This window comes from Yoonia sp. 2307UL14-13, from assembly GCF_037572755.1.
In the GTDB taxonomy this organism is placed as follows: Bacteria; Pseudomonadota; Alphaproteobacteria; order Rhodobacterales; family Rhodobacteraceae; genus Yoonia.
Genome location: NZ_JBBIFZ010000001.1, coordinates 1,033,090 through 1,059,219 on the forward strand (window position 1 = coordinate 1,033,090; position 26,130 = coordinate 1,059,219).

28 protein-coding genes are annotated in these 26,130 nt (G+C 58.1%); 14 read left to right on the forward strand and 14 right to left on the reverse strand.

What is annotated here, in order from left to right; translation table 11 throughout:
• Positions 1–134 precede the first annotated feature (134 nt).
• Complete coding sequence (gene ilvN / locus V8J85_RS05310) at positions 135–701, forward strand: acetolactate synthase small subunit (RefSeq protein ID WP_339952641.1); 567 nt, start codon at positions 135–137, stop codon at positions 699–701.
• A gap of 141 nt (positions 702–842) precedes the next feature.
• Here ilvN and V8J85_RS05315 read toward each other — a convergent pair whose 3' ends face one another.
• The gene (locus tag V8J85_RS05315; protein ID WP_339952642.1) at positions 843–1,088 is read right to left on the reverse strand and encodes a hypothetical protein; all 246 of its coding nucleotides are present in this window, start codon (positions 1,086–1,088) and stop codon (positions 843–845) included.
• Between the two features lie 320 nt (positions 1,089–1,408).
• Here V8J85_RS05315 and V8J85_RS05320 point away from each other — a divergent pair, with 320 nt between their 5' ends.
• A complete protein-coding gene (locus tag V8J85_RS05320; RefSeq protein ID WP_339952643.1) occupies positions 1,409–2,350 on the forward strand; it encodes a nucleoside hydrolase in 942 nt (313 codons plus the stop codon).
• A complete protein-coding gene (locus tag V8J85_RS05325) occupies positions 2,350–3,750 on the forward strand; it encodes a protein adenylyltransferase SelO (protein ID WP_339952644.1) in 1,401 nt (466 codons plus the stop codon). The genes V8J85_RS05320 and V8J85_RS05325 overlap by 1 nt, the downstream gene beginning before the upstream one ends.
• 3 nt (positions 3,751–3,753) lie before the next feature.
• Here V8J85_RS05325 and V8J85_RS05330 read toward each other — a convergent pair whose 3' ends face one another.
• Together V8J85_RS05330 and V8J85_RS05335 are read right to left on the reverse strand one after the other, a co-directional pair.
• Positions 3,754–4,299, reverse strand: a complete 546-nt coding sequence (locus tag V8J85_RS05330; RefSeq protein WP_339952645.1) for a peptidylprolyl isomerase — start codon at positions 4,297–4,299, stop codon at positions 3,754–3,756.
• Positions 4,292–4,798, reverse strand: a complete 507-nt coding sequence (locus V8J85_RS05335; RefSeq protein WP_339952646.1) for a peptidylprolyl isomerase — start codon at positions 4,796–4,798, stop codon at positions 4,292–4,294. Before V8J85_RS05335 ends, V8J85_RS05330 begins: the two co-directional genes overlap by 8 nt.
• A 127-nt stretch (positions 4,799–4,925) precedes the next feature.
• On the opposite strand from V8J85_RS05335, the gene V8J85_RS05340 reads away from it, so the two are divergent.
• From V8J85_RS05340 to V8J85_RS05370, 7 genes are all read left to right on the forward strand, one after another.
• Positions 4,926–6,101, forward strand: coding sequence for a phosphoglycerate kinase (locus tag V8J85_RS05340; RefSeq protein ID WP_339952647.1), 1,176 nt, complete (start codon positions 4,926–4,928; stop codon positions 6,099–6,101).
• A gap of 94 nt (positions 6,102–6,195) precedes the next feature.
• Positions 6,196–7,797, forward strand: coding sequence for a hypothetical protein (locus tag V8J85_RS05345; protein ID WP_339952648.1), 1,602 nt, complete (start codon positions 6,196–6,198; stop codon positions 7,795–7,797).
• 179 nt (positions 7,798–7,976) lie between these two features.
• A complete protein-coding gene (locus V8J85_RS05350; protein WP_339952649.1) occupies positions 7,977–8,867 on the forward strand; it encodes a fructose bisphosphate aldolase in 891 nt (296 codons plus the stop codon).
• A 79-nt stretch (positions 8,868–8,946) separates the two neighbouring features.
• Positions 8,947–9,246 carry an FtsB family cell division protein gene (locus V8J85_RS05355; protein ID WP_339952650.1) on the forward strand — a complete coding sequence of 100 codons (300 nt, stop codon included), beginning with the start codon at positions 8,947–8,949 and terminating at the stop codon, positions 9,244–9,246.
• Positions 9,247–9,369: 123 nt separating this feature from the next.
• On the forward strand, positions 9,370–10,380 hold the full coding sequence (gene pdhA, locus V8J85_RS05360) for a pyruvate dehydrogenase (acetyl-transferring) E1 component subunit alpha (protein WP_339952651.1): 1,011 nt from the start codon (positions 9,370–9,372) through the stop codon (positions 10,378–10,380).
• Between the two features lie 3 nt (positions 10,381–10,383).
• Positions 10,384–11,766: a pyruvate dehydrogenase complex E1 component subunit beta gene (locus V8J85_RS05365; protein ID WP_339952652.1), complete on the forward strand. Its 1,383-nt coding sequence runs from the start codon at positions 10,384–10,386 to the stop codon at positions 11,764–11,766.
• A gap of 12 nt (positions 11,767–11,778) precedes the next feature.
• Positions 11,779–13,107 (forward strand): pyruvate dehydrogenase complex dihydrolipoamide acetyltransferase, encoded by a 1,329-nt coding sequence (locus V8J85_RS05370; protein ID WP_339952653.1) that lies wholly within the window; start codon positions 11,779–11,781, stop codon positions 13,105–13,107.
• Between the two features lie 16 nt (positions 13,108–13,123).
• Here the strand turns inward: V8J85_RS05370 and cysE are convergent, their stop codons facing one another.
• The 9 genes from cysE to fabD all read right to left on the reverse strand — a co-directional run bounded on the left by cysE (position 13,124) and on the right by fabD (position 21,880).
• Positions 13,124–13,933 carry a serine O-acetyltransferase gene (cysE, locus tag V8J85_RS05375; RefSeq protein ID WP_339952654.1) on the reverse strand — a complete coding sequence of 270 codons (810 nt, stop codon included), beginning with the start codon at positions 13,931–13,933 and terminating at the stop codon, positions 13,124–13,126.
• A 101-nt stretch (positions 13,934–14,034) separates the two neighbouring features.
• Positions 14,035–14,307 carry a DUF7742 family protein gene (locus V8J85_RS05380; RefSeq protein WP_339952655.1) on the reverse strand — a complete coding sequence of 91 codons (273 nt, stop codon included), beginning with the start codon at positions 14,305–14,307 and terminating at the stop codon, positions 14,035–14,037.
• 2 nt (positions 14,308–14,309) lie between these two features.
• Positions 14,310–16,682, reverse strand: a complete 2,373-nt coding sequence (locus V8J85_RS05385) for a baseplate megatron protein TIM-barrel domain-containing protein (RefSeq protein WP_339952656.1) — start codon at positions 16,680–16,682, stop codon at positions 14,310–14,312.
• Positions 16,669–17,022: a hypothetical protein gene (locus V8J85_RS05390; protein ID WP_339952657.1), complete on the reverse strand. Its 354-nt coding sequence runs from the start codon at positions 17,020–17,022 to the stop codon at positions 16,669–16,671. The genes V8J85_RS05385 and V8J85_RS05390 overlap by 14 nt, the downstream gene beginning before the upstream one ends.
• 158 nt (positions 17,023–17,180) lie before the next feature.
• Positions 17,181–18,338 (reverse strand): endolytic transglycosylase MltG, encoded by a 1,158-nt coding sequence (gene mltG, locus V8J85_RS05395; RefSeq protein WP_339952658.1) that lies wholly within the window; start codon positions 18,336–18,338, stop codon positions 17,181–17,183.
• Positions 18,338–19,597 (reverse strand): beta-ketoacyl-ACP synthase II, encoded by a 1,260-nt coding sequence (fabF, locus tag V8J85_RS05400; protein WP_339952659.1) that lies wholly within the window; start codon positions 19,595–19,597, stop codon positions 18,338–18,340. The genes mltG and fabF overlap by 1 nt, the downstream gene beginning before the upstream one ends.
• Before the next feature lie 167 nt (positions 19,598–19,764).
• Positions 19,765–19,998, reverse strand: coding sequence for an acyl carrier protein (locus tag V8J85_RS05405; RefSeq protein ID WP_339952660.1), 234 nt, complete (start codon positions 19,996–19,998; stop codon positions 19,765–19,767).
• Positions 19,999–20,189: 191 nt separating this feature from the next.
• The gene (fabG, locus tag V8J85_RS05410) at positions 20,190–20,927 is read right to left on the reverse strand and encodes a 3-oxoacyl-[acyl-carrier-protein] reductase (protein ID WP_339952661.1); all 738 of its coding nucleotides are present in this window, start codon (positions 20,925–20,927) and stop codon (positions 20,190–20,192) included.
• 14 nt (positions 20,928–20,941) lie between these two features.
• Positions 20,942–21,880, reverse strand: a complete 939-nt coding sequence (gene fabD, locus V8J85_RS05415) for an ACP S-malonyltransferase (protein WP_339952662.1) — start codon at positions 21,878–21,880, stop codon at positions 20,942–20,944.
• Positions 21,881–22,031: 151 nt separating this feature from the next.
• Between fabD and V8J85_RS05420 the strand changes: the two genes are divergently transcribed.
• Positions 22,032–23,228, forward strand: a complete 1,197-nt coding sequence (locus V8J85_RS05420; RefSeq protein WP_339952663.1) for a cytochrome b/b6 domain-containing protein — start codon at positions 22,032–22,034, stop codon at positions 23,226–23,228.
• Between the two features lie 49 nt (positions 23,229–23,277).
• On the opposite strand, the gene V8J85_RS05425 is transcribed toward V8J85_RS05420, so the two are convergent.
• Positions 23,278–23,856 carry a YceI family protein gene (locus tag V8J85_RS05425; RefSeq protein WP_339953070.1) on the reverse strand — a complete coding sequence of 193 codons (579 nt, stop codon included), beginning with the start codon at positions 23,854–23,856 and terminating at the stop codon, positions 23,278–23,280.
• 118 nt (positions 23,857–23,974) lie between these two features.
• On the reverse strand, positions 23,975–24,562 hold the full coding sequence (locus V8J85_RS05430) for a hypothetical protein (protein ID WP_339952664.1): 588 nt from the start codon (positions 24,560–24,562) through the stop codon (positions 23,975–23,977).
• A 258-nt stretch (positions 24,563–24,820) separates the two neighbouring features.
• Between V8J85_RS05430 and rpsF the strand changes: the two genes are divergently transcribed.
• Genes rpsF through rplI form a run of 3 tightly spaced genes read left to right on the forward strand, consistent with a single transcriptional unit; the run spans position 24,821 to position 26,073 of the window.
• The gene (gene rpsF, locus V8J85_RS05435; RefSeq protein ID WP_339952665.1) at positions 24,821–25,174 is read left to right on the forward strand and encodes a 30S ribosomal protein S6; all 354 of its coding nucleotides are present in this window, start codon (positions 24,821–24,823) and stop codon (positions 25,172–25,174) included.
• A 20-nt stretch (positions 25,175–25,194) separates the two neighbouring features.
• Positions 25,195–25,422, forward strand: a complete 228-nt coding sequence (gene rpsR, locus V8J85_RS05440) for a 30S ribosomal protein S18 (protein WP_339952666.1) — start codon at positions 25,195–25,197, stop codon at positions 25,420–25,422.
• 12 nt (positions 25,423–25,434) lie between these two features.
• The gene (rplI, locus tag V8J85_RS05445) at positions 25,435–26,073 is read left to right on the forward strand and encodes a 50S ribosomal protein L9 (RefSeq protein WP_339952667.1); all 639 of its coding nucleotides are present in this window, start codon (positions 25,435–25,437) and stop codon (positions 26,071–26,073) included.
• The last annotated feature ends 57 nt before the right edge of the window (positions 26,074–26,130 follow it).

The window sequence follows — 26,130 nt, forward strand, 5'->3', positions numbered from 1 at the left end:
GAGAACCTACGCCTATGAGGTTTCAAAATCGTTAGCGTTTTCTGAAACCACCGAACGCCAAACGTGCGCACAGCGTGTGTACGCTGTGTGTACGCCCGCTGCACACCCGGAATACCACTTAAAAGGGACATCGCATGTCACCCCTCAAAATCAAAAAAGGCGCCACCAGCCACTCGGCCTATAACCTCCGCCCGACCTTTTCGGACAAGGAAGAACAGCACACCCTGGCCATTCTTGTCGAAAACGAACCCGGCGTTCTCGCCCGCGTCATCGGCCTTTTTTCGGGCCGTGGCTATAACATCGATAGCCTCACCGTGGCCGAGGTGGACCATCTGGGCCACCGCTCCCGCATCACGATCGTCACGACCGGGACCCCGCAAATCATCACGCAGATCAAGGCGCAGCTGGGTCGCATCGTGGATGTGCATAACGTCAATGACCTGACTGTCGAAGGCCCATCGGTGGAACGGGAATTGGCGCTGTTCAAGGTCATGGGCACTGGCGATCACCGGATCGAGGCCATTCGTCTGGCCGACATCTTTAGGGCAAATGTGGTCGATAGTACGTTGGAATCATTCGTTTTTGAGATCACCGGCACATCGGAAAAGATCGATGCCTTCGCCGATCTTATGCAGCCGCTTGGTCTTCAGGAAATCGCCCGGACAGGCGTCGCTGCCCTGTCCCGCGGATCGCAGACCTGAACGCAAAACGCGCGCCCCAGGGAGGAAGGGCGCGCGTCTAGTGCAACCCCCCGCACCCGATTGGGGCGCGGTGCGAGGGGCGCGGGGAGTGTCAGATCAGAGGCTGATCTAACGGGACCCACTTATGGGATCACCCTTGTCTTATTCCGCAGCGGGCAGAAGGCCTGCTTCGGTTGCAATGGTGATCTCGTCAGCGTCCAGCAGGCCGTCGCCTGTGGAATCAAGTGCTGTGAACTCGTCTTCTGTCATTTCAGGCATTACGGCCTGAAGCTCAGGAAAGCTGTACATCCCATCGCCGTTCACATCGATCGCAGCGTCCTGGGCAAAGGCCGGAGCGGCCAGAGCGAGGATAGCAACAGGTGTCAGCAGCTTTGTAGTCAGGGTCATTATCGTTCTCCTTTGAGACATGTTAGAAGGTCTTTTGCCTTCACCGATACATTTGGGGGCAACTGTCCCGATCCGCCATAGCCCGTTGAAAAATGGCAAAAAAGTGGCGCACTGGCGCCGTTTTGGGAACAATGATGCGCTAATTGGCGCTGACGTTTCCAAATCGGCGGTGCTTGTCCTACGATTTTGGGCATTTTGCGCAGATTTTGGCCGGCCGCGCTCAATCACGCCGGTTTTCTCTGGCCAGCATGTGGCGCCGACGCCCCCTTGCCCCCGTCGCGCCCAGAGGACACTCTGCCATAAACCTGTAAGGACAAGTCATGGCCCCACGCAAAATCATCATCGATACCGATCCCGGGCAGGACGACGCCGTCGCGATCCTCCTTGCTCTCGCATCGCCGGAAGACTTGACTTTACTAGGTATTACAGCGGTTGCCGGGAACGTACCGCTGCCACTGACCGCCAAAAACGCGCGGATCGTTTGCGAATTGGCAGGCCGCCCCGACACCAGGGTTTTCGCGGGCTGCGACTCACCCCTTGAACGCGAGCTGATCACGGCAGAGCATGTGCATGGCAAGACCGGCCTTGACGGCCCGCCGATGGATGACCCGACGATGCTGTTGCAGGAACAACACGGCGTTGATTTCATCATTGAAACATTGCGGACCGAAGAAAGCGGTACGGTCACCCTTTGCCCCATTGGCCCGATGACCAACATCGCAACGGCCTTTCAACGGGCGCCGGACGTTGTGGAACGGGTGCAAGAGATTGTGCTGATGGGCGGTGCTTACTTTGAGGTGGGCAACATCACCCCAAGTGCCGAGTTCAACATTTATGTTGACCCAGAGGCGGCCAAGATCGTGTTTGGGTCGGGTGTACGGATCACGATGATGCCGCTTGATGTGACTCACAAAGCGCTGACCACCAAACCGCGAGTCGATGCCTTCCGCGCCATGGGGACAAAAGTCGGTGATATGGTTGCCGCCTGGACCGATTTTTTCGAGCGGTTCGACATGGAGAAATACGGATCGGAAGGTGCACCACTGCATGATCCTTGCACGATCGCTTATCTAATCAAACCAGAGCTGTTTCAGGGCCGTCATATCAACGTCGAAATCGAAACGGAGTCCGAGTTGACCCTTGGCATGACGGTTGCGGATTGGTGGCGTGTCACGGACCGCCCGGCCAATGCGACATTCATGAAAGATATTGACGCGGAAGGGTTTTATGCCCTCCTTGCCGACCGTCTGGCGCGGCTGTGATGCGGATCGCCTTTGATAACAGCTACGCAAAACTGCCATCTCGGATGTTCACGGCGATGCCGCCGACACCGGTCGATACGCCAACGCTGATCGCTGCGAATGCTGATCTGGCCGCGCTGCTTGGTGTCGATATCGACAGCCCGGAAGCCGCTAGCATCTTTGCTGGTAACACCGTGCCAGATGGCGCGGCCCCCCTCGCCCAGGTTTATGCGGGTCATCAGTTCGGGAATTGGAACCCTCAGCTGGGCGATGGGCGTGCGATCATGCTGGGCGAAGTCGTCGGCACTGACGGTATCCGCCGCGATATTCAGCTGAAGGGGTCCGGCCCAACCCCATATTCGCGACAGGGGGATGGTCGCGCGTGGCTGGGCCCGGTGCTGCGTGAATATATCGTCAGCGAGGCGATGCATGCCCTTGGGGTGCCAACAACCCGCGCGCTGGCCGCTGTGACGACGGGTGAGCCCGTCTACCGCGAGGACGTGTTTCCCGGCGCGATCATCACCCGCGTGGCGCAGAGCCATATCCGGGTGGGTACTTTTCAGTATTTTGCAGCGCGCGGCGATGTTGAAGCACTGCAAGCGCTGACCGATCACGTGATTGCGCGGCATTATCCGGATGCCGCTGGCCCTGCCGATTTGCTGGATCAGGTGATCGCCCGCTATGCGGCTTTGATTGCGCGATGGATGAGCCTTGGGTTTATTCATGGGGTGATGAATACGGACAATGTCTCGATTGCCGGTGAGACGATTGATTATGGGCCATGTGCGTTCATGGACGTGTTTCACCCGCAGACAGTGTTCAGCGCCATCGATCAGTTTGGGCGCTATGCTTACATGAACCAGCCCGGGATTGGGGCGTGGAACATGGCCCAGTTTGCAACCGCGTTGATCCCGCTGATGTCGGATCGCGAAGAGGCAATTACCACTTTCACCGAGGCCGTTCATCGGTTTCCCGATATGCACGAGGCCGAGTGGCTGAAGCGGTTTGGCGCGAAGTTGGGCCTCGCTGCGCCCAGCGCGAAAGATGTATCACTGATCAACGACCTGCTGGATTTGATGGCGCGGGACGGTGCGGATTTCACGCATACTTTTGCGCAGCTTGGATCGGAAAAAGCGCGCGATCAGTTTCTTGATCGTGACGCTTTTGATGTGTGGCACTTGCGGTGGCAACGTCGCGACCCCGATACGGCACTGATGGCACAAGCCAATCCGCAGATCATTCCGCGTAATCATCGGGTTGAGGCGATGATTACGGCTGGTCGCGAAGGTGACTACGCACCGTTTCATGCTTTGCTGCGGGCAGTCACGCAGCCTTACGCGGCGCTGACGGACGACACCGCCAAATATGCGCGCGCACCCACTGATGATGAGCGGGTGCAACGCACGTTTTGTGGCACTTAGACCTTATTCAGTGACCCGAACGGCGGTCATCACATCAGGCTCACCGATAACAGAACCATTCGGACCTGTACCGCGCTTGATCGCATCGACGATATCCATTCCTTCGGTGACTTCACCAACGACGGTATATTGTCCATTCAGAAAGTAACCGGGTTCGAACATGATGAAGAACTGACTATTGGCCGAATTGGGATTTTGGGCGCGGGCCATGCCGATGACACCACGCTCAAATGGTTGGTCTGTGAATTCGGCCGGGATGTCCGGCAGATCAGAACCTCCGGTGCCCGCGCGGGACAGATCGCTGCCCAGTTTGCCGTTCTGGACGTCACCTGTCTGCGCCATGAAACCGTCGATCACCCGGTGGAAGACGACGCCGTCATAAGCGCCGGTTTCCGCAATAGCGGTGATTTGGGCGGCATGTAGCGGGGCCGTTTCTTCAAACAGGTCGATTTTGATGGTTCCGTTCGCCTCACCCGCGATGTCGATTTCGAGACCGTTGGACAACGCGGGTGTGGCAAGGATCGCAAAGGCTGCAGCGTACTTAAACATCGGCGGCCACCTTGACGCTGATCATGCGGTCTGGGTTCATCGGCGGTTCGCCGCGAGTGATCGCATCGACATGTTCCATGCCGGAGATGACCTGCCCGTAGACGGTGTATTGGCCGTTCAGGAAGTCGTTGTCCTTGAAGTTGATGAAAAACTGGCTGTTGGCCGAATTCGGGTTCTGCGAACGGGCCGCGCCCAAAGAACCGCGTGCATGAGGAACCTTGGAAAATTCTGCCGGGAGGTCGGGCATATCGGAGCCGCCTGTTCCCGCGCGTCCGATGTTGAAGTCTTTCTCCATGTTCCCGTTGGCCACATCACCCGTTTGTGCCATGAAACCGTCGATCACCCGGTGAAAACAAACATTGTCATAGGCACCAGCACGCGCCAGCTCTTTCATGCGGGCCGTGTGTTCAGGCGCTACGTCGGGCATCAGTGCAATAACCACGTCACCATCCTTGAGGGTCATGATGATCGTGTTTTCGGGGTCTTTGATCTCGGCCATCGGGCGCTCCTTATTCTCAGGTTGGGGACCCTCATATGCCCCAAGGCCGGAATTGCCAACCCGGTCCGGTTGACGCGGGCATGGGCTTGCCGCAAGAGAGACGAACACGTGACTGCAGGAGGTGGGGATGCCCTGGAAAACGCTCGATGATATGGATTTTGCGCGCAAGCGCGCCTTGGTCCGGGTGGATATCAATGTACCGGTCGAGGATGGTGAGGTCACCGATACGACGCGCATTGATCGGATTATACCGACGGTCGAGGATATCCGGGCCAAGGGTGGCAAGGTCATTCTGATGGCTCATTTCGGGCGGCCCAAGGGCCAGGTCGTGCCTGAAATGTCGTTGGAGATCATCGCGCCGGCGGTGGCCGATGCGCTGGGGCTGCCGGTGACGTGGGTGAACAGTGATTACGGTGATGCCGTTGCGGAGATGACGGATGATGAGGTGCTACTGCTGGAAAACCTGCGGTTCAATCCGGGAGAGGAGAAGAATGACGAGGCTTTCGCCAAACGCCTCGCCTCGCTGGGCGACATCTATGTGAATGATGCCTTTTCCGCCGCACATCGCGCGCATGCCAGCACCGAAGCTATTGCGCATTTGCTGCCATCTTGCGCGGGTCGGTTGATGGCCGAGGAATTGCGCGCTTTGGAAAAGGCGCTTGGGACGCCGGATCGGCCGGTTATGGCTGTCGTGGGCGGCGCGAAGGTGTCGACCAAGCTGGACCTGCTGGGCAATCTGGTCGGCAAGGTCGATCACCTGGTGATCGGCGGCGGTATGGCGAACACGTTCCTCGCCGCGCAAGGGATCGACGTGGGGAAATCGCTTTGCGAGCATGATCTGGCAGATACGGCACGGGACATTCTGGCCAAGGCCGAAGCGGCGGGCTGTGAGATTGTTCTGCCGCGTGACATCGTCGTCGCGCGGGAGTTCAAGGAACATGCCGAAGGTCAGACGGTTGCGCCCGACGCCTGCCCGGCTGATGCGATGATCCTCGATGCGGGGCCGGAAACCGTCGCCTATATCAATCAAGTGATGGAGGCCGCGAAAACGCTGGTCTGGAATGGGCCGTTGGGGGCGTTTGAGATCGCGCCTTTTGATGCCGCGACGAATGCGGCTGCCAGCCATGCGGCGGCGCTGTCGAAAGCTGGTTCATTGATATCGGTCGCCGGTGGCGGGGATACCGTCGCGGCCTTGAACAAGGCAGGAGCAGCGGACGATTTCACATATATTTCAACCGCTGGCGGGGCGTTCCTCGAGTGGATGGAAGGCAAAACACTGCCCGGTATCGCGGCGCTGGGTTAAAAATCGAATGTGCTCCTAAGTTTGAAAGCAAATGTTGACGCTTGATTTTTGAACAATGTTCATTTATTTCAGATCCGTAGAAGGAGACAAATTGATGAACAGATACGTTGCTTTCACGACAGCCACAGCAGTCGCCCTATCCACTACCCTAGCTGCGCATGCGCAGGACCCGCGCGCCGACTTTAGCGAATTCTTTGCGCCAGACCGCATTGCCACAGCTATCGCCAATTCAGCCATCTCAGCCATTCGGACCCGGATGGAGTTGCAGTATGACCACCTCTCGGCTGATCCCATGCGCGGGATCGTGTCGATTTCCGGCATCGTCGCGCGTCCGCTTTTGCCCTACGATCAAGCGCGGCAATGCGAGATCACAATCGAGCGCGCGACACTGAGCAGCGACCTTGCGCAGCCTTTCCAACTGGCTGCGGAGCTTGACATGAACATGATCGGGGCGCGGGCAAGCCTGGCCTGCGTTGAGCGCGATGTGGCTTTGGCCCTGCGCACTGCTGGTTACCGCGACTTGCCGCTTGATCAGTTCAAGATCCGCGCCAGCTATCAATATACGACGGGCGAAACGGCCATCGACAGCACCATCGCGATCAACGGCTTTGCAACAATGAATTACTCGGCCAGCGGAACGATCCTGCCCCGACTTGGCGAATTCGGCTATCCAGGTGACCCGGCGATCCGTGTCTCGCGCGTTGTTGCGACAGTGAAAGACAATGGTGGCTGGGAGGCGATTTCTCAGGTGCTGCCGGAAAACCTGCGTGATCCCGTCACGATACGTGAATTGGGGACAGAGGCCGTTTCGCAATTTCTGAGCGAAGGCGGTCTGCGTCCTCTTGGCGCCGTGGAGCGAAACTTTATTGGCGAACTCATGTCCGAGGTCGAAGCCTTTGTCGCGGATCCCGGTGAGATCACCGTTGAGGCCGATTTGCCGCCCAGTGGTGTCGTCATCGAGCCCGACATGTATGAAGCGCCACAAACGCTGATCGCTGCGCTGGGATTGCAGGCCCGCAGCACGCCGTTGGCCCGGACACAGATTTTGAGCGTTGCGGATTTGGCAGCGATTGAATCACCTGATGATTTGACACCGGATAGCCGAATCGCACTTGCCACGGCTTTGCTGAACGGCAGCGGCGTTCCCCGCGGTGAGGCGTTGGTCCCCGACCTGCTGTTGTCTTTGTTGGATGACACTGATGCCTCGGCATCAGCTGCTGCCCTGCTTGCGCAAGCCACCTTGGAAAGTGATCCACAAACCGCCTATGGCTATGCCTTGATCGCATCTGCGGGCGGGATCGATCGTGCGGTGTCCCTGCTTGATCGGCTTGAAGCACGCATGACCACACAAGACGTTCTTGCGGCACAGGCGACCCATCTGGAGCAGTCCAACAGCCCAGCACCGATCACGCTGGTCTCTGGCAATGATCCACGCAAGCTGCGCGCGCGGGCGCTGCGGCACTTCACGGGGTCGGGCTCGAGCAGGTCCTATGCCCGTGCATATTATTACGCGCTGTTGGCCGAAGCGGCAGGAGATATCGCCGCGACCTCGGTTCGCAAGGAGATTGAGGCCCGCTTTGGCGCGCGGGGGCCAGATGTGGCGGCTGCTTGGAACGCTGTTGCCGCAGATGCACAGCGTCAAGCCATCGCCGACTGGATCGAGGCCGATCTGCCGTCACGCTATGTGACGAACTGACGATGCGATGCCTCGGTCCATGATCGAGGCATCGTGTGCGCTTCGCGGATAATCGCGCGGCACCTCATTTTCTCGCAAACCGTTAGCGCCACCAGAATTGCAAGCAATAAACCCCTTGTTTACAAGCATTTTGACGGGCCAGACCCGGAAAATGCAAGAATTGATTAAGGTGGATTGGGATGTCGAGACAGCAACAAACGGCGCAGGTGCGTGATGGACATGGGTTTATCGCCGCGCTGGATCAAAGCGGAGGTTCGACCCCGAAGGCGCTGGCAGCGTACGGTATATCAAAAGACGCCTACGCGAACGACACCGAAATGTTCAACCTGATCCATGGGATGCGCAGCCGTATCGTCAACGCCCCCGCCTTTACCGGCGGCAAGATCGTGGGCGCGATCCTGTTCGAGATGACGATGGATCGCGAAATCAACGGCAAGCCGTCGGCACATTATCTGTGGGAGGACCGCAAAGTCGTGCCATTTCTGAAAATCGACAAAGGTCTGATGGATGATGCTGACGGTGTGCAGTTGATGAAGCCGATGGATCATCTGGATACGCTACTGCCACGTGCTGTCGAGGCGGGGATTTTCGGCACCAAGATGCGGTCGGTGATCAACGAAGCCTCACAAATGGGGATTGCCGCCAATGTCGCGCAGCAATTCGAGGTGGGTAATCAGGTGCTGGATCACGGTTTGGTGCCGATCCTGGAGCCCGAGATCAACATCAAGATGGCGAACAAGGGTGACGCCGAAGAGATGCTGCGCGATGAGATCCTGAACCAGCTGGACCGGATCGGCGACAATCGGATCATGCTGAAACTGACCTTGCCGGAAAAGCCGAACACCTATCTGCCGCTGGTGAACAACCCGAAAGTGATGCGTGTCGTCGCCTTGTCGGGGGGCTATGATCGTCAAGAGGCAAACCGTCGTCTTGCGCAGAACAAGGGTGTTATCGCCAGTTTCTCGCGCGCGCTGACCGAAGGCCTGTCGGCAGATCAGGACGATGACACGTTCAACGCGACGATCAACACCACGATCGATGACGTTTATGCAGCGTCCGTCGCGGGTTAGATTGGGGATTCACAAGCTGAGTTAAATATGCGAATCTGCCTGAAAGCTGCGCATCAGACGCGGTGTATGAGGCAGATACATGTTACGACGGAACCGCCCTGCGATGGGTGCCCTCTTTTACTTTTTCGGTGCGTTGATGCTGGGCCTTTATTTCACCTTTGCTGCCGTGCAGGGTGACTATGGCCTTTTCAAACGGATTGAGATCAAGGCGGAAAGCGAAGCGCTGCGTGCGGAACTTGCGCTGTTGCAGGAAGATGTGGCGAGGATGGAGAATCTGACGACGCGCCTGTCGGACACCTATCTGGATCTCGACCTGCTGGACGAACAGGCGCGCGATGTGCTGGGCCTGATCCGCGCCGACGAAATCGTCATTCGCTGAAGACAGACCGGCTATGCGCCCGGCGGTTTCCCCAGCGTCGCCTTTCCACTCGCATTCGGGAACGATATGCTTTAACGGATAGTTTAATGCTAAACTATTCACACAGCAGTCGGAGAACCGCTTATGCCACCCAAAAAGGCCGCCGCGAAACCCAACGTGTCTGCCGAGGAATTGCTCGGATATTATCGCGAAATGCTTTTGATCCGACGATTTGAGGAAAAGGCGGGTCAATTATACGGAATGGGGCTGATTGGTGGGTTCTGCCACCTTTATATCGGTCAGGAAGCCGTTGTTGTCGGGCTCGAAGCGGCCGCTGAGGAAGGTGACAAGCGCGTCACGTCCTACCGTGATCACGGGCATATGCTCGCCTGCGGGATGGATCCGAAAGGCATCATGGCCGAGTTGACCGGGCGCGAGGGCGGCTTTTCCAAGGGGAAAGGTGGCTCTATGCACATGTTCTCGAAAGAGAAACACTTTTATGGTGGTCACGGGATTGTCGCAGCACAGGTCCCGATCGGTGCGGGCTTGGCATTTGCCGACAAATACCGGGGGACTGACCGTGTGACATTTACCTATTTTGGTGACGGCGCGGCGAACCAAGGGCAGGTGTATGAGACGTATAACATGGCCGAGTTGTGGGACCTGCCCGTCATCTTCGTGATCGAGAACAACCAGTATGCCATGGGCACGTCGGTGAAGCGTTCGACCAAGTCACCATCGCTGTGGGAACGTGGTGCCGCCTATGGCATTCCCGGCGAAGAGGTGGATGGCATGGATGTGCTTGCCGTCAAGGCCGCGGGTGAAAAGGCGATCAAGCACTGCCGTGCAGGCAAGGGGCCATACATTCTGGAGGTGAATACCTACCGTTATCGCGGCCACTCGATGTCCGACCCGGCCAAGTATCGCACGCGCGAAGAAGTACAGAAGATGCGGGATGAGCGTGACCCGATCGAGCAAGTGCGTAGCATGTTGTTGACAGGCAAACACGCGACGGAGGATGACCTGAAAGCTGTGGACAAAGAGATCAAAGGCATCGTGAACGAGGCCGCAGAATTCTCGAAAGAAAGCGCCGAGCCACCGCTGGAAGAGCTGTGGACGGACATTTACGCAACCGAAATTCCGCAGGAGGCTTGAGCCATGGCAACAGAAATCCTCATGCCCGCCCTGTCCCCGACGATGGAAGAAGGAACCTTGGCCAAGTGGCTGGTCAAGGAAGGTGACACCGTATCATCCGGCGACATCATGGCCGAGATCGAAACCGACAAAGCCACGATGGAATTCGAGGCCGTCGATGAAGGGATCGTGGGTAAAATTCTGATCGGCGAAGGCACCGAAGGCGTCAAGGTAAACACGCCTATCGCAATCCTTGTGGAGGAAGGCGAAGATGCTGACAGCGTCGAGGTCGACACATCGCAGTCACAACAACCTGTCCCCGCCGACAAAGAGCAAAGTTCTGAAACTGCGCCGGCGGCAGCGATGTCACATCCCGATCCGGCGCCAATCCCTGACGCGACGCCCGATTGGGATACGGATGTCGAGGTAAAGCAGACCACGGTCCGCGAGGCGCTGCGCGATGCAATGGCAGAGGAAATGCGCCGCGACGAAGATGTATTTTTGATGGGTGAAGAGGTCGCCGAATATCAGGGGGCATATAAGATTTCCCAAGGTTTGCTGGATGAATTTGGGGCAAAGCGCGTGATCGATACGCCGATCACTGAACACGGCTTTGCCGGGATCGGTGTCGGCGCGGCCTTTGGTGGTCTTAAGCCAATCGTTGAGTTCATGACTTTCAACTTCGCCATGCAGGCCATCGACCAGATCATCAACTCTGCCGCCAAGACGCTATACATGTCGGGTGGTCAGATGGGTGCGCCCATGGTCTTTCGCGGCCCCAATGGTGCTGCGGCCCGCGTCGCCGCCCAGCACTCGCAGGATTATGCTGCTTGGTACATGCAGATTCCGGGGCTCAAAGTCTGCATGCCTTACTCTGCCGCAGATGCGAAAGGACTTATGAAAACTGCGATCCGGGACCCGAACCCGGTTATTTTCCTCGAAAACGAAATTCTCTATGGCAAGTCGTTCGACGTGCCGGTCATGGATGATTTCACCATCCCATTTGGCAAAGCCAAGATCGAACGTAGCGGTGATGACGTGACGATTGTCAGTTTCGGCATCGGCATGACGTATGCGCTGGATGCCGCGGAAAAGTTGGCCGAAGACGGGATCAATGCCGAGGTGATTAACCTGCGGACGCTTCGCCCGATGGATACCGATACGATCCTCGCTTCGGTCCGTAAAACGAACCGTTGTGTGACGGTCGAGGAAGGCTGGCCGCAAGGCAGCGTGGGGGGCTATATCAGTTCGGTCATCATGCAAGAGGCGTTCGACTATCTTGATGCCCCCGTGATCAACTGCACGGGTAAGGACGTGCCCATGCCATATGCCGCAAACCTTGAAAAACATGCGCTGGTGACAACCGCCGAGGTTGTCGATGCCTGCAAGCAAGTGACCTATCGTTAAGGAGACGCCGCGATGCCAACAGAAATTCTGATGCCCGCCCTGTCGCCCACGATGGAAGAAGGGACGCTTGCCAAGTGGCTGGTCAAAGAGGGCGACACCGTGTCATCCGGTGACATCATGGCCGAGATCGAGACCGACAAGGCCACGATGGAGTTCGAGGCCGTCGATGAGGGCACCATTGGTAAGATCATCGTGGCCGAAGGCACCGAAGGGGTGAAGGTCAACGACGTTATCGCCGTTCTATTAGAGGATGGCGAAAGTGCGGATGACATTGGGGATACGCCATCGAAATCGGAACCTGCGCCATCGCATGCAGCCCCGGCGGAGGCCAGCGACAAGACCGCGCCAGAGGCCGGCTATGGTCGCGGGAAAACCGACGCAACGCCTGCGCCTGCTGCACCAAAGGGTAAGGATGGTGAGCGCATCTTTGCGACCCCCCTCGCCCGGCGGATCGCTAAGGATAAAGGTTTGGACCTGAGTCAAATCAGGGGCACTGGCCCGCATGGCCGGATCATCAAAGCAGATGTGGAAAATGCAAAACCGGATGCCCAACCGGCGAAAGCCGAGGCGCCTGCGAAGGCTGACGCCCCGGTTGCCGCAATGGCGACCGGCCCTTCCACCGACGTTGTGTTGAAAACCTATGAGGGGCGTCCATTCGAAGAAGTCAAATTGGATGGTATGCGCAAGACCATCGCCGCGCGGCTGACCGAGGCCAAGCAGTCGGTGCCACATTTCTATCTGCGCCGCGACATCAATCTGGATGCGTTGCTGAAGTTCCGCAGCCAGTTGAACAAGCAGCTCGAGGCGCGGGGCGTGAAGTTGTCGGTAAATGACTTCATCATCAAGGCCTGTGCGCTAGCGCTGCAGGAAGTGCCGGAAGCGAATGCCGTCTGGGCCGGGGATCGGACACTACAATTCGAAAAATCGGATGTGGCCGTCGCAGTCGCCATCGAAGGCGGTTTGTTCACCCCGGTTCTGAAAGACGCTGACGTGAAGTCGCTTTCGGCCCTGTCGGCGGAGATGAAAGACCTCGCCAGTCGCGCGCGGGACCGCAAATTGGCGCCCCACGAATATCAGGGTGGGAGTTTCGCTATCTCGAACCTAGGCATGTTCGGCATCGATAATTTCGACGCGATCATCAATCCACCCCATGCCGCAATCCTCGCGGTTGGAGCCGGTGTGAAAAAGCCGATTGTGGGCGACGACGACGAGTTGACGGTCGGGACAATGATGTCGGTCACTTTGTCGGTAGATCACCGCGTCATCGACGGTGCGCTTGGAGCCGACCTGCTTCAGGCGATCAAGAACAACCTTGAGAGCCCGATGACAATGCTGGCCTGAAGCGGCAGCGGCGCGATTACATCGCGCCGTTCAGCAACTGGTGCATGGTCAGGGATGGCTGGGAACACCCCGCCTCCCCAACGATCTTCGCTGGCACCCCGGCGACTGTTTTCATCGGTGGGACTTCTTCCAATACGACCGACCCGGCGGCGATGCGGCTGCAATGACCGACCTTGATGTTGCCCAGTACCTTGGCCCCGGCGCCGATCAGAACGCCGTTGCCGATCTTGGGGTGCCGGTCGTCATCTTCCTTTCCGGTTCCACCCAACGTTACCGAGTGCAGCATTGAGACATTGTCACCGACAACCGCCGTTTCACCGATGACAATCGAATGAGCGTGATCGATCATGATGCCCTGCCCTATTTTCGCGGCGGGATGAATGTCGATCCCGAAAATCTCACTGACGCGCATTTGCACGAAATAAGCCAGATCGCGGCGGTCGTTGTTCCACAACCAGTGGCCCAAACGATAAGCCTGCACAGCCTGGAAACCCTTGAAGAACAGTAGCGGCTGCAGGAACCGGTGGCAGGCTGGATCGCGATCATATATCGCGACAAGATCGGCACGGGCAGCGTTTGCAAGCTCTGACGCCTGCGAAAGAGCAGTATCGGCAATCTCACGCAGAATCTGTTCCGACATCTCTGCTGATGCCAGCTTCATCGAAATCCGGTAGGCCAACGCCGCCTCGAAGGTCTTGTGATGCAGCACACCGGCGTGGATCAGGCCACCCATCAGCGGTTCTGATGCGATCGCGGCCTCCGCCTCTTCGCAGATACGATGCCAGACCGGATCAAGCTCGGTCAGTGATGGTTTAGGCTGTGCCATGGCGATACTCCCTCACCTTGAACCTTTGATTTAGTCCAAACAAGTGGCCTTCGCCAAGAACAAACCTGTGATCGACGTCATCATCGTCGGTGATACATGACTTATTGCCGAAGCCGGTCGACCACCAAAGCTAGACAATCAAGATATTCGGGACCGCACGATTTCGATCGTGCTGCCAACTGAAATTGCAAAGCGGCAGACATCAGCGTCCCGTTGCCGAACGAGACATGCTGTCGCCCAAAACGCTTCCGATATCGATCGCCATTACATGCCATTTCGCAGATGTTCGCGAGCTTGCGCTCGCGTAAGTCGGGTTTCTCCGCCAAAAGCACGCGGGTGACGACCTCGATATCGGCAATACTGACGGCGCGCATGGTCAGGCGCCCAAAACGATGCGCGTGAATGACCCGGCGCCGAAGCGCGCCGAAACTTGAGCCACTTCGACGGCGTAAGGTGATGCGCCGACTTCCCTACTGATTTCATCATCACCGTAGATCCAGGCCGGGTTATCCACCCGAATGTCCCGACGCACTTCGCCGTTCTGCACAACCCGCACAGTGTAGCGCTCGGTCTCTTCACCCAATGGAGTGTCGTCATCGGCCCAAATGTCGCCATCGATACGACTGCACCTGATCCAACTGAAGCAGATGCCCCCCTCGACCGATTTGGCGCGCAAATGCGCGACCGGGTATGGACGTAGGCCATTGCCTTGAAACGCATGAGAAACATGACGGTAGCTTGGCGCGCTGATCGGGCTTTTTGCCGGCCCATAGCGGAAATGGCGCAGATTGCCGCGCGCTGCAGACGGCAGGTCCATCTGATCCGGAACACCGTCCAGCATCACGACCCGCGACCCAATCGGCCAGATATCCGGGATCACTCCACGCGAACCGGCTTGCCCACGCAGAAGACCCGACAGGCGATAACGATCGGCGGCGATCGGTGTTGCATGAGTGAATTGAACGACTTCCCACAAATCTGCGGAACCATCACCGATCGCGAATACGTTCCCGCCCGCAAGGACGGTCGCAACCGTCGCAGAGCTCAGCGCGCCACTTACCAAAGTCACTTCGAAACCCTCTTGTCGATCCCAAATGCCGCTGGAACCGCGCAAAAGCGGTGTATGCGTCAATCCCATCGTCGCCGGATCGCGGATCACCTTTTGCAGTGTATAGCCTGCATCTTGTGGTGAACTGTGAATAGCGATGCTGCCGGGCCATGGCTGACCACTGGCTGCGACATAAGGGGCCGTCGGCGTCTCATCGCCGGTCAGTATGGGCAGATCGAGAAACAAGACCTCTGCCGGAACAGGTCCGATGTAACGCTGAACAACGCCCGGTTCTTCGCATGTCGTTTGTTGCGTATAAATTTGTGGTTCGATGCGCGTGGCTTCAATCAGGCGCAGACCGTCTTCCTCGACGCGGTCAATACGATAGATCCCATCGTGGTCAGTGGTATCCAGCGCTATGACATCACCAGCCGCGATCTGCTGCTGAGAGGGCGGAAGGGCAAAGTTCGCGACATCCCGTGCGATGCGGGCTTCCGCGATCCATCTCAACACGACTTGCCGCCCTTCGTTACGGGTCATCGCCAAAGACACCTCGGACCTGTTCACACCAAGGTTCACGTCATCTGGATGAACAGCTTCGCTGGCCACCATCTCATAATCGTCGTCAGCGCTGATGTAGCCCAGTTGAACACGCCCAGCGACTTCTGCAGCTGGCGCCCGGGTTAACGAAAGTTCACGATCGTTCTCTGGATCGACAGCAATGATGTTCCGATCCAGGGAATGCACGGTACGACCGCCGCGATTTTCGAAAAACAAGGTGCCATCACGCTCGATCGCATCGAAGCCGAAAGTGAGCATCAAAGGTTGCAATGCCGCACGGGCCGACCCGCTTTGCGGAACAGAGTAGCCCCGGACCACGCCGTACAGACGCGAGACGTCATAGCGTTTCACACCAGATCGCTCGCAAATCTCGGCGACGACCGATGCGAGTGATTGATTGGTCGCGCGCCCGTTCAGCCAATGACCGCGACCATAATTTTCGCCGTCAGCCCAGAGGTCCTGGTTACCTGGAAAGAAAGGATATGGTCGCGTATCCCATGCCCAAACGTGCATGCGATCCGTTGCAACCATCGCGCCCCCATAAACGTTTGAAACGGGGTTATTTTCCTCATCCGCGTAATGCGATGTCACGGCCCGCAGATATTGCATTTGCATGAAGTCGTCCCGGTTTCCCGTTGAAAAATAGGGCAACTGCGACTCTGACGACTTCGGGTCGAGAAACTTGTTGGGTTGGTTCGCACCTTTGTCAAGCGCTGCACAACCGAATTCATCCGCCCAGGCCGCATCGAATTGCGGACCGCGCAACGCCTCGGGTTCATGCGCCGAAAACAGCTGCGCGGTTGCACCATTGGGCCAACGCAACAACCTGCGCGATGGTAACCAATCGGGTCGCCTGTCCGGCGGACAGACAGCCAGTAATCCGCTATCGCCGAAAACCATCACCTCACGCGCCTGATCCAGCGTTTCCCCAACCAGCGCAACGCGCCGCGCCAGACCAGGCGCACGTGGCGTCGGCCCCTCTACCATCTGGCGCACCCATTCGGCTCCGGCGCGGGTCTTCCCCGCGCCGCGACCACCCAGGATCACCCAGCTGCGCCAATCGCAGCGTGGGGGCACCTGATGATCCAAGGCCCAATAGTCAAAAAGATAACGCAGACCGGCAGCGTCATTCGAATCCATCCCGGCAAAAAGGTCCCCCGATACGTCCTGCCGCGCGGAGGCGATCCATTTGGCTCTGAACCCGGGCACGAATGGCATCGAAGTCGAATTCGCCGGGGTGAGTGGTTTCTTCAGTTGTAACATCACGGGCCTCCTCGGCCATTCGCAGCCGCAAATGGACGATCTTCAATTCTTTCAGTTTCAAATCGATGTCACCTGCAGACGCATGGTCGGCAGGTTTCAAATCAGCAATCATGCGGTCGAGCTTGGCGACCATTAATTGGAACAGGCGGGTCATCTCCTTCACCCGCTCTGCCGAGTTATCGGGCCGTAATTCGGCCGGTACGTCTGGTTCACTCATCTTTATTCGCCTGTAAGGTGCTTCCGTTACAGTCGAGAGGCGGGAGGGCTCAAAAGCCCTGAAAATAGCCGCCTTCTAGCCGTTGAAAGATGCTTCATACGGCTGAAAAAAGTCAATCAATCGGCAGTTGCGGATCGTGCGCTGGGGTTCAGGTCGCGTTAACCATCACTCGCACGCTCGGCCTCGATCTCACGCCAGCGCGCGACATTGCGATTGTGATCATCCAGGTTGGTGGCAAAGGCATGACCACCCGTGCCGTCGGCCACAAAGAAAATATATTCGGTTTCGTCGGGGTTCAGCGCCGCTTCGATGCTGGCCTGCCCCGGGTTGGCGATCGGCGTTGGCGGCAGACCGTCGATGACATAAGTGTTCCACGGTGTTTCCCGCCGCAACTCACTCTGGCGCAGTCCGCGACCCAACACGCCTTCACCCTGCGTAATCCCGTAAATCACCGTCGGGTCGGTCTGTAACTTCATCCCTTGATTCAACCGGTTTACGAACACACTCGCCACTTGACGGCGCTCCTCTGCAACACCGGTTTCTTTCTCGACGATGCTGGCAAGGATCAACGCCTCTTCCGGCGTGGAAATCGGCAAACCGTCGGCGCGACTTGCCCATGCTTCTTCCAAAACACGTCCTTGCCGCTCTGTCATCTGCGCAAGCAACGTCGACGCATTCGTGCCGACCTCAACGTCATAGCTGCCCGGGGCAAGGCTCCCCTCCGGCGGCGTCTCGGCCACATCCGCGTTCAAAAGGTCAATCTCACCAAGAGAATAGGCAATCTGCCAACTGGTCACGCCCTCCGCAACAGTCACGCGATAGGTCGTGTCCGACGCTTCCCGTACCGCACCATATTCCGCAGGAACCTCGATGTCCTCGGCATCAAAACTGACGATCTCGACAAAGCGGTTCTCGGTCGGGTTCAACTCTCGCACATCGATCAGCGTTTGATTGATCCCAATGCGATAAATCACCTCGGTCCCGCAGGTATTGCGTCCACCGCGGGTGACGATCTCCACAATCTCGGCCATCGACGCATTTTCCGGCACACGAAAGCTCCCCGCCTTCAACAGCCCGGACTTGTCTTCGTAATCCGCACCGATGCGAAAGATCGTCGGTGAGGTCACTGCTTCTTTGTCGACCAAATCCTCGGCAACGCTGCTCATATTCGAACCCGAAGGAACCTGCAGGCAAATCGCGGCCTCGAGCGGTCCCTCGGCGCGGTATTGGTTGGCACCCCAGGTGACGGCACCGACCAGCAGGAACAGCGCCACGATCAAAAAGGTCAGCGCGTTAGAGGCGATATGGCGCCACATCAATCAGTCTTCCCAAAGATGACACAAGCATTCGTTCCGCCGAACCCGAAAGAGTTGGACAGGGCAATATTGATCTCTTTCGGGCGCTTCTCATTCGCACAAAGATCAATCGGCGTTTCAACCGCAGGTTTATCCAGATTGATCGTAGGCGGTGCGACCTGATCGCGGATCGCAAGAATCGAAAAGATCGCCTCGATCGCGCCAGCAGCACCCAGCAGATGCCCTGTCATCGATTTCGTCGATGACATCGCCAAATTGCCTGCAGCATCACCCATCAACCGTTCCACTGCACCTAGTTCAATGGTGTCAGCCATGGTCGATGTGCCATGCGCATTCACGTAATCAATCTGGCGTGGTTCGATCTTGGCGTTACGGCACGCCGCGCGCATCGCCCGCTCCGCGCCTTCATGATCCGGCGGGGGGGCTGTAATGTGATGGGCATCGCCGCTCAAACCGTAACCCAACACCTCTGCATAGATGTGGGCACCGCGGGCCTTGGCATGTTCGTATTCCTCCAGAACGACGACACCGGCCCCCTCGCCCATGACAAACCCGTCACGGTCTTCATCCCAAGGACGGCTGGCCTTTTCCGGATCATCATTGTGGGCCGTGCTCAGCGCCTTGCAGGCATTGAATCCGGCGATCCCCATCTCGCAAATGGCGGCCTCTGCACCACCGGCAATCATCACATCCGCGTCGCCGTATTGGATCAACCGCGATGCATCACCAATGGCATGGGCGCCGGTCGAACAGGCCGTCACGACGGAATGGTTCGGGCCGCGAAACCCGTATTTGATCGACACCTGACCAGAAATCAGATTGATCAATGCACCCGGCACGAAGAACGGCGAAACGCGACGCGGCCCGCGCTCGGCCATCAGCAGCGTCGTCTCGGCGATTGAGTTCAGACCCCCGATGCCCGATCCGATCAAGACGCCCGTACGCTCCTGCAGCTCACGATCTTCAGGCATCCACCCGGCATCCTCGATAGCCTGTTGTGCAGCCGCCATCCCAAACAGGATGAACGTATCCACCTTGCGCTGTTCTTTGGGCTCAAGATACGTATCGGCGTCAAAGGTGCCGTCTGTTCCATCACCAAGCGGCACTTCGCACGCATATTTGGTGGTGACACGTTCCGGATCAAAACCCGCAATACGGCCTGCACCGGACTGACCGTCCAGAATACGGCTCCAGGATTGCTCGACCCCATCCGCAAGGGGCGTAACCAGCCCCAAGCCTGTGACCACGACACGACGCATATTCTGCCCTCACCTCTTGGCGTGTTTGAGCTTAGATACCGCAGCCCACCGGGAGGGAGCAAGGGCGGTTCGTCGAACCAGCCACGATCCCCGCTTATCTGCAGTAAGCCCACGCAACAAAAAACGGCGCCACAACGGGCGCCGTTCGAAACATATCAGGTCGTCGCTTACTGCGCGCCCTTGATGTAGTTCACCGCATCGCCAAACGTCTGGATCGTCTCTGCGACGTCGTCCGGAATCTCGATACCGAACTCTTCTTCAAACGCCATGACCAGCTCGACAGTGTCCAGGCTGTCAGCACCCAGATCATCAATGAAAGACGCGCCCTCGGTCACTTTGTCTTCTTCTACACCAAGTTGTTCGACAACAATCTTGCGCACGCGGTCAGCTACGTCGCTCATATCAATTCCTCATGTCTTTCTGGGCCTCTGCCCGATTTTCACGCAGGGCATTTGCCCCTTTGACACCTTGTTCCCAAGGCTCTGCCGATCTGCGCCGCGATCATCCGACGTTACGTCACATGCGCCTTTCAGCAAATCTGCGTGGCCTATAGCAGAGATTGCGGGCCACGCAAACGGTTTCAGACCGGTCGTCAGAACATGGCCATGCCGCCATTCACATGCAAGGTTGTGCCGGTGACATAGGCCGCTTCGGGGCTCGCCAGATACAGAACCGCTGCCGCAATCTCATCAGCTTCGCCCATGCGCCCGGCAGGAACCTGCTGCAAAATACCCGCCTTTTGATCATCATTCAGCTTATCGGTCATCGCCGTTGTGATGAAACCCGGCGCGACGCAATTCACCGTAATGCCACGGCTCGCCACCTCATAAGCGATGGATTTCGACATGCCCACCATACCGGCCTTGGACGCAGCATAATTGGCCTGCCCCGGATTGCCTGTGGCACCGACCACGGACGAGATGTTCACAATCCGCCCCCACCGCGCCTTCATCATGCCACGGATCACACCTTTGCACAGGCGCATGGTGGCTGTCAGATTCACCTCGAGAACCGAAGCCCATTCATCATCGGACATGCGCATAAAGATGTTGTCGCGGGTAATCCCCGCATTGTTCACCAGCACATCGACTGATCCCATCGCCTCGACGGCCTGTTTTGGCAGGGCGTTCACGGCGTCAGCATCACTCAGATTGCAGGGCAGCACATGGGCGCGATCACCAAGGCTCGCAGCCAATTCCTCTAACGGGGCGACACGTGTACCGGACAGCGCAACCGTGGCACCCGCGCCATGCAACGCACGGGCAATCGCCGCGCCGATACCGCCGGATGCACCGGTCACCAGAACACTCTTTCCTTGCAAATCAAACATCTGCGGGCCCTTCCTCAAGTCAAAATTGCTGCTGCGGCAGCCTTTACATCGTCCGGACCGCCAACCGGCGTTGCAGCGACGGACCGATCGATCCGTCGGATCATTCCAGACAAGGCCTTACCTGCCCCGACCTCATAAATCTCCGTCACACCCTGCCCGACCATATAGGCCACGCTTTCACGCCAGCGGACAGCGCCCGTCACCTGCTGGACAAGCAGGGCCTTGATCCGTTCGGGGTCATCAACCGCTGACGCCAGCACATTGGCCACCACCGGCACCTGCGGCACTTGGATCGTCACATCGGCCAAGGCCGCGGCCATCCGCTCGGCCGCGGGGGCCATCAGGCTGCAATGAAACGGGGCGCTGACCGGCAGCAAAACCGCCCGTTTTGCACCCCTCTCTTTGGCAAGGTCGACAGCACGCTCCACCGCCGCCTTATGACCCGACACGACAACCTGTGCAGGATCGTTGTCATTGGCGGCTTCGCACACAGCATCACCGGCCGCTTCTGCAGCCACATCCTGAACAGTCGCGAAATCAAGGCCCAGCAGCGCCGCCATCGCACCGTCGCCCACTGCGACGGCCTCTTGCATGGCGGTCCCGCGCACACGCAAGAGGCGGGCGGTGTCCGCAACGCTCAACGCGCCCGCGGCAGCCAAGGCGGAATATTCACCCAGCGAATGCCCGGCGACAAACGATGCCGCCGCCATCGACACGCCTTCAGCCTCAAGCGCGCGGATCGCGGCAAGGGATGTGGCCATCAGCGCGGGTTGCGCATTGCGGGTCAAGGTCAGCGTTTCGATATCGCCAGCCCAGATCAGACCGGAAAGGTCCTCGCCCAAGGCCGCATCGACCTCATCGAAGACCGTTTTTGCGGCCGGATAGGCATCGGCCAGATCCTTGCCCATCCCGATCGTTTGCGCCCCCTGGCCCGGAAATACGAATGCCCGCATCTGGCCCTCCCTGTCCTGTTGTTGTTGATCATGGCTTATCGCGCCGATCTGGAAGGCACAAGCATGCGTAATACCACGGTGGCTGTGCGCCAACGGGCCTTTGCGCACCTGCCCTGCAATGCTAGCGTCCGGACAAACAAGGAAAAGCAAGATGCCCATCACCAACACGACAGACGCCTACGGAACAATCACCAAAACCTTCCACTGGCTCACTGCATTGTTGATCCTGACGATCATTCCCCTCGGCGCGATCGCCAACAGATTGCCGTTCGAGACCGACGCACAGCTGGCACTGAAGGCACAGCTTTTCTCGTTCCACAAAACACTTGGTGTCATGGTCTTCGCCGTCGCACTCATGCGCATCCTCTGGGCGATGACCCAGCCCAAACCGGGCGAACTACACCCCGAACGCACGGTCGAAACTTTTCTCGCCAACCTCGTTCACTGGCTTCTTTACATCTCGCTGATCGCCGTACCGCTGACGGGATGGATCCACCATGCATCGACCGCAGGCTTCGCCCCGATTCTCCTGCCCATCGGACAAGACCTGCCGCTGATCCCAAAGGATGAAACCTTGTCAGAGCTATTCGCCGGCCTCCACTGGATCTGGAGCAAAATCATGGTGGGCGCGATCCTGCTGCATATCGCCGGTGCGCTGAAACATGCCTTCGTCGACAAGGACGCCACGTTCGGGCGGATGTGGTTCGGTCGCACCAACCTGCCTGAAACTGCGGGCCACGCGGGCAGCCGCGTCGCACCCGTCGCCGCAATCGTCATCTATGCACTCGCCACGGGCGCTGGGGCCGCCACCGGCATTCTGGGCCACGCAGAGACAACAGAAGGCACAGAGCTCGCCGATGTCGCCTCTGACTGGACGGTGCAGGACGGAACGATCGCCCTGACGATCACTCAACTCGGCAGCCCGGTCAGCGGCACGTTCGAGGACTGGACAGCAGCCATCAACTTCGATCCCGACGCCGGAGAAATTCTCGGCGATGTGACAACAACGATCGCCATCGGTTCGTTACAACTCGGCTCGGTGACCAGCCAGGCCATGGGTGCTGACTTCTTCGACGCGGCTGCCTTCCCCACGGCAGAATTCCAGGCCAACATAACGGCGGGCGAATCCGATTACCTGGCCACCGGAACGCTGACGATCAAAGGTAACGCGGTGCCGGTGACCCTGCCATTCACCTTGGACATCACGGACGATCAGGCGGCGATGGCAGGCACGCTTTCCCTCGACCGCCGCGATTTTGGCATCGGCCAAAGCGTCGGCGATGAAAGCAATCTGGGCTTTGGCGTCGATGTCGAAATCAACCTGACAGCCACCCGCAGCGACACATAAAAAAAGCCGCGCCAGAACAGCGCGGCCTTTCGCATTGTAAGTGGTGCTTCTATTCGGCCTTTGACGCCTCGACCGAGATCATCACCTGCACTTCGTCACTGACGAAAGGCGCGAATGCGCCAACCTCAAAATCAGAGCGCACCAACGTGGTGGTCGCATCAAAGCCGGCCCACGGCTTTTCCGCCATCGGGTGCTCTCCGGTCTGGTTCAGTTTTGCATCAAGCACCACGGGTTTCGTGATGCCATTCAGTGTCAGATCACCGGTGATCATTGCGGTATCTTCGCCCGTGACCTCGATGCTGGTCGACGTAAACGTGACCATTTCATCTTCGCCCGCGCCAAAAAAGTCTTCGGCCATGAAATGGTCGAAACGGGCTTCCCAACCGGTGAACATGGAACGCACCGGGAAGGACACGTTGACAGAGGATTCAGCGGGGTTCTCCTGATCAAAGGCAATCGTCCCTTCAAAGCCCGAGAACATCCCCCATGTGGTCGAATAGCCCAGGTGGTCATAGCTGAACAAAATCTGGCTATGGCTCGGGTCAAGCACATAATCCTCAGCAGCGGAAAAGGCAGGTGCGGCGAATGTCGTTGCCGCGATTGCCGCAGCGGTCAGCAGGTTCTTCATCATCATCTCCCAAGGGTGAATTTATACAGCCCTAGAGATAGCGTGGTTCAGCGCAATGCAATCCTGCAATTCCGAACAATATCTGTTCAACATCTGTGATTTGGCGTGAGTCGTCGTGTCAGGCCGCCTGACCCAATGTCTGTGGCACCACCATCAGGTCGTTACCCAGCCGATCGCGCAGACTGATCAGCTGTGCCTCTGATCCTTCTGCAACCGGCACTGTCTGCACGGTATTGCGATATCGCAGCACGAGGGTGGACAGACCGGTCTCTTCGTCATTGTCCATGAAAACGCCACCGATCGAGTCGAAGCCATAGCATCCGACCGTCGTCGGGCGACCGGCGCGATTGCGGATCACTTCGCGAATTTCGCCGATACTGTTGTCGACATGCAGCTCGGCGCGCGTGCCGCGGCTGGCGAACCACAACAGATAGGCAGCGACCGCCCCCATCAACGTGGCGGCGCCGATGCGCATGACACCAAGATCGCCATCGAACATCATCGTCGGCAGCATCAGGATACCAAAACAGGCGGTCAGAAAACATGCACCAAGGAAATACGAAACCGCCTGAGAAACGATGACACCCAATGACGGGCCACGCTTGGACCGCACGATGTAGCCCCAATAGGTGTCTTCCACCTCAAAGGTCGATGTTTTCGCAAACCGATATGGCTCACCCTGGACCGAGACGTTCGTATCGCTCATCTCACTGCTCCTTGCCCGCTTTCGAACTATTTGATGCCGATAAAACGCGGCCATAAATGGGCAAGCTCAAGGCGGGGTTAAGAAATTTGCGATTGTTACCGTGGGGTCACGCCACAAATGCTTGCAACGGCGACCCTCAACGGTATAAGGCCCCATCTTTCTGCGACGGATATGAACTGCGCAGCCTCTCGTGGATGGGATGCAGAAAGCCAAACCGCCCGTCCTTTGAAATGCGCCGAGAAACGAACTGGAGAACGCATGCCGCTATACGAGCATGTCATGATTGCGCGTCAGGACTTGTCCAACACGCAAGCCGAAGGCCTCATCGAACATTTCGGAACCGTTCTTGCCGACAATGGCGGCAAGCTCTTGGAAAACGAATATTGGGGCGTGAAGACCATGGCCTACAAGATCAACAAGAACCGCAAAGGGCATTATGCCTTCATGCGGACCGATGCACCGGCCCCCGCCGTGCAGGAAATGGAACGTCTGATGCGTCTGCATGACGACGTGATGCGTGTTTTGACCATCAAGGTCGACGCCCACGAAGAAGGCCCCTCCATCCAGATGCAAAAGCGTGATGACCGCGACGGTCGCCGCGAACGTCGTTGATCAGGAAAGGACAATAACCCATGGCAACCAAACCATTTTTCCGCCGTCGCAAGTCCGATCCGTTTGAGGGCGATAACGCCCCCAAGATCGACTACAAGGACACGAAACTGCTGCAGCGCTACATCTCTGAGCGCGGCAAGATCGTCCCTGCCCGCATCACCGCAGTTGGTGCCAAGAACCAGCGTAGACTGGCCCAGGCCATCAAGCGCGCGCGGTTCCTGGCCCTGCTGCCCTACGCCGTCAAGTAAGGAGAAACCGACATGGAAATCATCCTGCTGGAACGTGTGGCCAAGCTGGGCCAGATGGGCGAAGTCGTGAACGTCAAGGAAGGCTACGCCCGGAACTTCCTGTTGCCCCAAGGCAAGGCTCTCCGCGCGAACGACGCCAATATGGCGCGGTTCGAGGCCGAAAAAGCCCAGATGGAAGCCCGCAACCTCGAGAGCAAGAAAGAGGCGGAGTCGCTGGCCGCCAAGCTGGACGGTGAGAAATTCATCGTGATTCGCTCGGCGTCTGACGCCGGTGCGCTCTACGGCTCTGTCACCACCCGTGACGCGGCTGACGCAGCGACCGAAAACGGGTTCAGCGTCGACAAGAAACAGGTCGTCCTGACCGGCCCGATCAAGGAATTGGGCTTGCACGAGGTCACGATCAACCTGCACCCCGAGGTCCAAGCGACGATCACACTGAACGTCGCCCGCTCTCAGGAAGAGGCTGAATTGCAAGCCTCCGGCAAGTCGATCCAGGAACTCGCCGCGGAAGAAGAAGCCGCCGCCGAATTCGAGATCCAGGAACTCTTCGACGATATCGGCTCTGCCGCATCCGACGACGAGGAACTGGCCGAGGCCGCTGGTGTGGAGACGCCAGAAGAGGCACCTGCCGAGGATAGCGACGAAGACTAAGCGTCTGTTAGCGCGAAATAAATCAGGCCGCTCCGTCTGGGGCGGCCTTTTTCGATT